Source organism: Mucilaginibacter sp. (assembly GCF_028287845.1).
GTDB lineage: Bacteria > Bacteroidota > Bacteroidia > Sphingobacteriales > Sphingobacteriaceae > Mucilaginibacter.
Genome location: NZ_JAQBOW010000004.1, coordinates 1 through 7,273, shown reverse-complemented (window position 1 = coordinate 7,273; position 7,273 = coordinate 1). Strand labels below are relative to the sequence as shown.

At 43.5% G+C, this 7,273-nt stretch carries 8 protein-coding genes; 4 read left to right on the top strand and 4 right to left on the bottom strand.

The features are described 5' to 3' along the window. On the bottom strand, positions 1 to 2,198 hold a 2,198-nt coding region (locus JWP71_RS00395), incomplete at its 3' end, for a hypothetical protein (protein WP_299495822.1). A 146-nt stretch (positions 2,199 to 2,344) separates the two neighbouring features. Between JWP71_RS00395 and JWP71_RS00390 the strand changes: the two genes are divergently transcribed. Beyond that, positions 2,345 to 3,394 carry a glycoside hydrolase family 130 protein gene (locus tag JWP71_RS00390; RefSeq protein WP_299495820.1) on the top strand — a complete coding sequence of 350 codons (1,050 nt, stop codon included), beginning with the start codon at positions 2,345 to 2,347 and terminating at the stop codon, positions 3,392 to 3,394. Positions 3,395 to 3,781: 387 nt separating this feature from the next. Here the strand turns inward: JWP71_RS00390 and JWP71_RS00385 are convergent, their stop codons facing one another. Next, positions 3,782 to 4,147: a CoA-binding protein gene (locus JWP71_RS00385; RefSeq protein WP_299495818.1), complete on the bottom strand. Its 366-nt coding sequence runs from the start codon at positions 4,145 to 4,147 to the stop codon at positions 3,782 to 3,784. Between the two features lie 181 nt (positions 4,148 to 4,328). Here JWP71_RS00385 and JWP71_RS00380 point away from each other — a divergent pair, with 181 nt between their 5' ends. The 3 genes from JWP71_RS00380 to JWP71_RS00370 all read left to right on the top strand — a co-directional run bounded on the left by JWP71_RS00380 (position 4,329) and on the right by JWP71_RS00370 (position 5,620). After that, a complete protein-coding gene (locus JWP71_RS00380; RefSeq protein ID WP_299495817.1) occupies positions 4,329 to 4,904 on the top strand; it encodes an RNA polymerase sigma factor in 576 nt (191 codons plus the stop codon). Positions 4,905 to 4,916: 12 nt separating this feature from the next. After that, positions 4,917 to 5,324 carry a hypothetical protein gene (locus JWP71_RS00375; protein WP_299495815.1) on the top strand — a complete coding sequence of 136 codons (408 nt, stop codon included), beginning with the start codon at positions 4,917 to 4,919 and terminating at the stop codon, positions 5,322 to 5,324. Positions 5,325 to 5,404: 80 nt separating this feature from the next. Continuing rightward, positions 5,405 to 5,620: a hypothetical protein gene (locus JWP71_RS00370; RefSeq protein WP_299495813.1), complete on the top strand. Its 216-nt coding sequence runs from the start codon at positions 5,405 to 5,407 to the stop codon at positions 5,618 to 5,620. A gap of 132 nt (positions 5,621 to 5,752) precedes the next feature. On the opposite strand, the gene JWP71_RS00365 is transcribed toward JWP71_RS00370, so the two are convergent. Both JWP71_RS00365 and JWP71_RS00360 read right to left on the bottom strand, forming a co-directional pair. Then, positions 5,753 to 6,229 carry a DinB family protein gene (locus tag JWP71_RS00365; protein WP_299495811.1) on the bottom strand — a complete coding sequence of 159 codons (477 nt, stop codon included), beginning with the start codon at positions 6,227 to 6,229 and terminating at the stop codon, positions 5,753 to 5,755. Positions 6,230 to 6,439: 210 nt separating this feature from the next. Beyond that, a partial coding sequence (locus JWP71_RS00360) for an FAD-dependent protein (protein WP_366143508.1) occupies positions 6,440 to 7,273 on the bottom strand: 834 nt, incomplete at its 5' end.

The following is a 7,273-nucleotide window of genomic DNA, read 5'->3' as shown; positions in this document are numbered from 1 at the left end:
CTCATACTGACTTTTTGATTACCGTGTATTTGATATTCTATATTACCTTTAACGAACTTACCTTTTAGCGCTGCTTTTTTGCCATCATCTTTTGGGATGACCGTAAACTCAGGCAATTTGGTTTTATCTTTTTTAACGATGACCATACGGCAGGTTAGGCGGCTATCGCCACGCACATCAAAAGAGAAACTTTTACCTTTTTTTCTGTATTTTGTTGTAGGATAATCAACATATATATAAAATGGCTCCTCGCCTACCTGCAAATAATGGCGCGGTACAATACCGAAAGCCACCCCGGCGCCATATACTTCCTGCCCTACCTCACCCGATTTTTCCCAGCCATCGTGGATATCTTCCAGCGCTATCCATAGTTTAGGATCAACCTGGCCCATTTTTACTTCTTCGGATAACATTTCTTTTGGCAAATTAGGCGGATAATAATATGCTGCGCGCTGTACAATATAACGGGTAAACTCTGCTAACAACAGGGAGATAGAGCCGGGCAGGTCCTCATTGTCGGCCATTACTAAATAATCATGCATGGCAGCAAACACCTCCTGCTCCTCATAAGCGGCAGTATATTTTGCATCGCTAAGCGGGAATATAGCAAAAAATGTAGTGTAATGTTTTGCATACCCGTAATTACAATCCCATAACTGGAAATTCCTGAAAATATTAGCCAGGCATAAAAAGCTTAAGTCGAGATATAGTTTATCTTTTGTTTCCTTCCACAACCATAACATCGCGTTAGCGGCAAAAGCGGTATTATTGGCCTGGTAAAATAAAGCAAACCCTTTACCCAATAAACATTTAGCAGCACGCTTAGCTTCATTAAGGTACCGGTCATCTTTGGTTAATCCCCATGCGTGCATCATTACATAGGCATATAAGCCGGCCACATCACCCTCGCCACCTTTGCCGGGTTCTTTTTCGGCTTTAATTACTTCCAAAGTTTCCATATTATAAAATACCGGCCATTGGTATTTAAAATGATGTGCTACTTTAATAGTATACTCCAGCGAATTCATGAACAGTTTTTTAGCTTGCTCTTCACCACGGAAAGCCATCCTTGCCAAATTAAGCATGGGGTGGTGCAAATACCATGAGTCCATCACATTTGGTTTTAGCTGCTCTTCAGATCCGTCCAGGTCATCAACAACGGCGGGGTGCCACCTAACCACAGTACCTAATTCTTTTTTGTAAAATGCTTCTATGCCATCTAATATTTTTTTTATTGCAGGGATATCCTTTTTGCTCCAGATACCATAATCATGCAATGGCAGCAGCACCGCCAACTGTACCATAATTTCGGGCGGGGTTTCATAGTCTGATACGTAGGCATTTAAATAATCAAAGCCCTGGGCATGCGACCAACAGGCATGGCTATTTTCCAGATCATTCAGTCCTTTAGCTAAAATATCGGGCCAGTTATGATGTTGGGTAGCGGGTAGCGATAAGTGCAGGTATATAGCACCCAGCATATCTAAAAACTGCCGCGACATTTTAAATTCATCAGCAGGTATTTCTGTACTTAAGGCTATATAGACGTCTGATATAATAAATTCTTTACCGGCAGGTAAAGGTTTCTCTTTTGCAACAGGCAACGAAAATCCAATCTCCGGCCATTGGCCGCCTACAGCGTCGGCGGCTGATGTTTCGGTTTCCTGGCAATAATCATTTAAACTGGTAAGGTTCTGTACATATAATACAGCGCCCGATTTGGGTTTATCTAAACTAAAATAAACAAAGCCCGTGCGTGCGCCAAACTGGTTGGCATATATCTCGCCTTTTGGCTGCCCGTCATTACCATCTTTATTTAATGGGATAATATCCCGTGGCCAAAATGGGATAAATAAAGGCGCGGATGGTTTTAGTGTGGTAGTATATCTAATTACCGGAGTTTCCCGGTCGGGGAAATCAAGCTTCACCGTATAGTCGCCAATTACGGTTTTTATATAAAAGGTTATATTGGTATCCTTTTCAATAACTCTTTTTATATGGATATCATCATTAGGCGTATAAGCCGCGCGCAAGGCAAGCCGGCCACCGTTTGGCCAATTTGCTATAATGTATAAAGAGTCGCCAACATTATGTACGGTGAAATGGTATTGATTAATCTTTTTATAATAAATATTCGGTAGGTCCTGATCGTTAAAAATATCAGCAGCTACCATAGCCCAAGGTGACAATCCGTTCATAGCTATACCTTTATAACAGTTATACCTGCTCAATAACCATTTATTAAATATTTTTGTTTGAGTGCCAATAAAGAAATGATTAATAAATTTTCTTTAAAACTTATTTATAAAACAGGTTGTTAAATCTGTTTTAATACAGCATATACATGACAGATATTGCCAAACGTTTCTCCGAAAATCCATTATTATCACCCATTGACCTTAAAGCAAGCGAAGAAGGTTTACAAATTATTTGTTTGCTTAATCCGGGTGTATTTACTTTTGAGGGGAAGACCTGGCTCATCATCCGCGTAGCAGAAAATGCGGTGCAAAAGGAAGGCTCCATATTTTTCCCGATCCTGAATGACCTGGGTAAAACTGAAATTGTTGAACTGCCATCAACGCATCCGGAACTAATTACTACTGATCCGCGGGTTATACGCTACCAGGGGCTTGATTATTTAACCACCCTATCGCACCTGCGCCTGCTTTGCAGCGATAACGGCCTGCACTTTTATGAGGTTGATGCCTATTCCCCCTTATTTGGTGCAGGGTATTTGCAGGCTTTTGGTATTGAGGATTGCCGGGTTACGCAGATGGGGGATAAATATTATCTCACTTTTACCGCCGTATCAGGCAATGGTGTCGGCGTGGGTTTGCGCACCACTACCGACTGGAAGACTTTCCAATCGCACGGCATGATACTGCCTCCGCATAATAAAGATTGCGCCATTTTCGAGGAAAAAATAAACGGACTATATTATTGCCTGCACCGCCCAAGCAGTGTGGATATTGGCGGCAACTTTATCTGGCTGGCCGAATCGCCGGATGGTGTGCACTGGGGTAACCATAAATGTATTGTAAAAACCCGCAAGGATAGCTGGGACTGCCAGCGTGTTGGTGCCGGTGCTGCACCGATAAAAACGGATAAAGGCTGGCTGGAGATTTATCATGGCGCCAATGCAGCACATCAATATTGTTTAGGTGCTTTTTTACTGGATTTGAATGATCCGTCGAAAGTATTGGCCCGCACCGAAAACCCTATCATGGTACCTACCGAACCTTATGAACTAAGCGGCTTCTTCGGCAACGTGGTATTTACCAACGGGCATATTGTAGATGGCGATACCATTACTATATATTATGGCGCGTCGGACGAGTTTGTTTGCGGAGCGAGGTTTTCTATTAAGGAGATATTTGCGGAGTTGGGGGTGTAATGATGATTTGCGCCTTTGGGATGGCTAAAGATCATTTTAGTTATTTATCTTTTTTAACCAGTTGTAATGCAATTGTAAGCATCCACCCGCTCAATCGCCGCGGGAAGGCTGTTACGTTTTTCGCTGTTGTTTGTTTTTAAAGGAGCTCAAGAAGGCTACGCCGTGTGGCTTTGATCCAAAAGTAACCAAAAACTAAGCGTAGCGACCTCATGAATACCTATAAAAAACAAACAATAAATGAATAAATCAAGTCAGCCCAATCGCTGCCACCTCACAGGCCAGACTCCCGGCCGCGTGTGCTGACAGGCCACCGCTTCCTTTTTGATTGCTCATATAACAGAATGTTGGTTTATCCTAAAGTGTCCGTAAGAAACTTGGTTAGAGGATTTAGTATTGATTTATTGACAACAATACCAACGTACAGGCATACTCGGTCTCAATACCCTTTTCATTAGCCATCTTCCTTAATTCGTTATTTTCCGTTCCGGGATTAAAGATGATACGTTTTGGATGGGTGTTTAATATATAATCATACAGCGGTGGCTGGTTTTGAGGACCAACATATAGGGTAATGGTATCTATATCATTATGAATGATTTCGGGCTTTTCAATAGGTATGCCTGCCACTTCGCCGGTTTTTAACCCTACGTTAACTATAGAATGCCCATGACCAGCCAAACGGTTAGCCGCCATGTAAGCGTATCTGCCGGTGTTTGGCGTTGCGCCTAATATCAATGTTTTCTTATCAGCCATAATAAAAGATCCGTTTAAGCTCTTCTCCTATAGAGAGGGATTGGAGTGAGGCATTCAAATATTACGCCAAGGTGTAATATTTAGCGTGTTTGGCAGTCAAAAGGCAGTCACAAAAAATATATTTAAATTTTTTAAAATGTTTTTAAACGTGAATCGTCTATATCTTTAAACAAGTAATACATTGATAGCTACCTTAATGCCCGAAGAAAGAAACAGCCATATACTGCGCGCCATAAAAGCGTACGGTAAAAATTTGCTGGGCTTTATCCGTAAGCGGGTTAAGAGTGATGCCGATGCTGAAGACATCCTGCAGGATGTATGGTACCAGTTTAGCGCACTGGTAAATTCTGAACCAATTGAGCAGACAGGCGCCTGGCTGTATAAAGTGGCAAGGAACAAGATAACAGATAAGCATAAAAAGAAATCAGAAACTTTACTTGATGACCTGTTTGCCGGAAGCAATGAAGACGAGGATGATACCTCTGGCTTTAAAGATTTCCTGATGGTGGAAGACAGTACGCCCGAAACGGAATACATACGCACCCTTTTTTGGGAGCAATTGTTTAATGCGCTGGACGAACTGCCCGAAGACCAAAAGCAGGTTTTTATCTGGCAGGAAATGGAAGATATGACCTTTCAGGAAATAGCAGAAGCTACGGGCGTAAATGTAAATACGCTGGTATCGCGAAAGCGTTACGCGGTGCTGCATCTGCGCGACAGGTTACAACAATTATATCAGGAGATCACAAAATATTAAAAACAAAAAAACATGAAAAATTTATTTTTTAAAGGACGGTTTATATTTATACCCATTGCGGTAGTCGCTTTCCTTTCGCTCATCAGCTTTGCAGTAATGCAATTATGGAACAATTTATTACCCGCAATACTGCACGTTAGCGTCATTACCTTTTGGCAGGCTATGGGCATATTTATATTATGCAAAATACTGTTTGGCTTTGGTAAAGGCGGACGCGGCTGGGGCGGACGCGGCGGTGCGCCATGGATGCGCCATAAAATGGAAGAACGTTTTAAAAACATGACGCCCGAAGAAAAAGAAAAGTTCAAACAAAAAATGCGCGAACGCGGCGGCTGTGGCCCATGGGGACGTAATGACGGACATCCGTCTAACAGGGATTGGGATACCTTTGAAAAGGAGACCGCTAAACCAACCGAATAACATTTATACCGTGAGATTTGACAACTTTTAAAAAGTTGTCAAATCTTTTAGTTATTAAACACTCACAACAATACTACTATATGGACATACTGGTATTCACAACAAGCGTTACTGCCCCTGAGCAGATTACAAGGGTGCAACCCCTGCTAACTTCTGTGAAGGCTATTGAGGAATGGAACTTCGACCTGGAAGATTGCGATAATATACTGCGCATAGTGTCGCACGATGTTTCGCCGCGATATATTGAATCTCTGCTGCATGATGCCGGATTTTTGTGTACAGAGCTGGAGTATTAACCCAATTTAAAGTTCCCCTACTTGGAGGGGTGCGGCCGGATGTGCTGTGGCAGGGGTGGGTTTCGCCGCTTTATTTAACCCTTTCCTCCCCTTCCCAAGGGAAGGAATAGCACTTGGCCATTCCTTTTTTATTTATCCAATAATCATTCTATTCAGCAAAGCTATCTGCCCGGCATGATATATCTGGTGCTGTATAAACCCATAAACCAATTCCTCGTAAGTGGTAACCGGCTGGTCGCCGCGTTCATCAATGATAGGTTCGCCCCATTTTTCCTGGGGGAAATCCTGTATGGTTTTTACCATGTTTACGTTAACAAGTTTTAGGTCATCAATCCATAGTTTCCATTTCCGTTCGTCGGGGTCACCGGTTTCTGGCCAGTTGCCGCTTAGGGGTAGCGAAGCCGGTTTTTCGTTAAGACGGTCCATTACCTCTTCGGTCCAGCTAAGCATATGCAGAATAATCTCGGCAATAGTATGCGCGTGGCCCACCCGTTCGTAAGCGGTTTCGAAAGTGACCTTGCCCAGTATGTCATATATCGGCGAGCCGTACCAGGGGTGACCCGATGATACTTTTTCTAATTCGTGAAGGAGTTTTTCGGTTGTTGTCATAAACACGATTTTTAGAATTTGTTAGATTAATAGGATTAATTTTTAATATTTAACACAAGTCAGGAAATCTTAAAAATCCTGCAATCGTGTTAAACTTTCCCCGCTGCTACTGCGCAATTTATCCCATCAATAGCCGATTTTCAGGATTAATTTTTTAATATTTAACACAGGTCAGGAAATCTTAAAAATCCTAAAAATCATACAATCGTGTTAAACTTTCCCCGCTGCTACCGCGCAATTTATCCCATCAATAGCCGCAGAAATTATGCCACCCGCGTAGCCCGCACCTTCGCCGCAGGGGAAAAGCCCCTGTACCTGCGGGTGCTGCAGCGTTTCTTTATCGCGCGGAATTTTTATAGGCGATGATGTGCGTGACTCTACCCCCACTAATATAGCTTCATTTGTATAATATCCTTTCATTTTTTTACCAAAGGCTGGCAGGGCGCGGCGCAGCCTGTCGTTTATCCAATCGGGTAGTACCTCTTTTAGTGCTACACTTTTAGTGCGGGGCAGGTAGGAGTTTTCGGGGAGATCAACAGACAGTCTACCGTCTACAAAATCAACCATCCGCTGCGCGGGTGCAACCAGTTTGCCGCCACCGGCTTTAAAGGCCAGCTGTTCTATCTGGCTTTGAAAGTGCAGCATTTTAAACGGATCGGTATCGCTGCCTTTTACGTCTTCCATATTTATTTGTACCACCGTGCCCGAGTTGGCGAAAGGGTTGTTCCGTTTTGACGGGCTCCAGCCGTTCACCACAATTTCGTTGGCTTCCGTAGCGCAGGGGGCAATAATGCCGCCCGGGCACATGCAGAACGAGAATACGCCCCGGCCATCCACCTGCTCCACTAAGTTATAGTAGGACGGCGGCAAATCCGGACCACGATATTCGCAATGGTATTGGGCGCGGTCTATAATTTCCTGCGGATGCTCTATGCGCACGCCCAGCGCGAATGGCTTGGCCTCTATCAATATATTTTGGCGATGCAGCATTTCAAACACATCGCGGGCGGAGTGGCCCGTGGCCAGTATCACCGCGCTGGCTTT

What these genes read in the sequence shown, in the direction of transcription:
- JWP71_RS00385 (WP_299495818.1), bottom strand. Translation starts at nt 4,147, where the DNA reads ATGGCTGATAAGAAAACATTGATATTAGGCGCAACGCCAAACACCGGC.
- JWP71_RS00390 (WP_299495820.1), top strand. Translation starts at nt 2,345, where the DNA reads ATGACAGATATTGCCAAACGTTTCTCCGAAAATCCATTATTATCACCC.
- JWP71_RS00370 (WP_299495813.1), top strand. Translation starts at nt 5,405, where the DNA reads ATGGACATACTGGTATTCACAACAAGCGTTACTGCCCCTGAGCAGATT.
- JWP71_RS00365 (WP_299495811.1), bottom strand. Translation starts at nt 6,229, where the DNA reads ATGACAACAACCGAAAAACTCCTTCACGAATTAGAAAAAGTATCATCG.
- JWP71_RS00375 (WP_299495815.1), top strand. Translation starts at nt 4,917, where the DNA reads ATGAAAAATTTATTTTTTAAAGGACGGTTTATATTTATACCCATTGCG.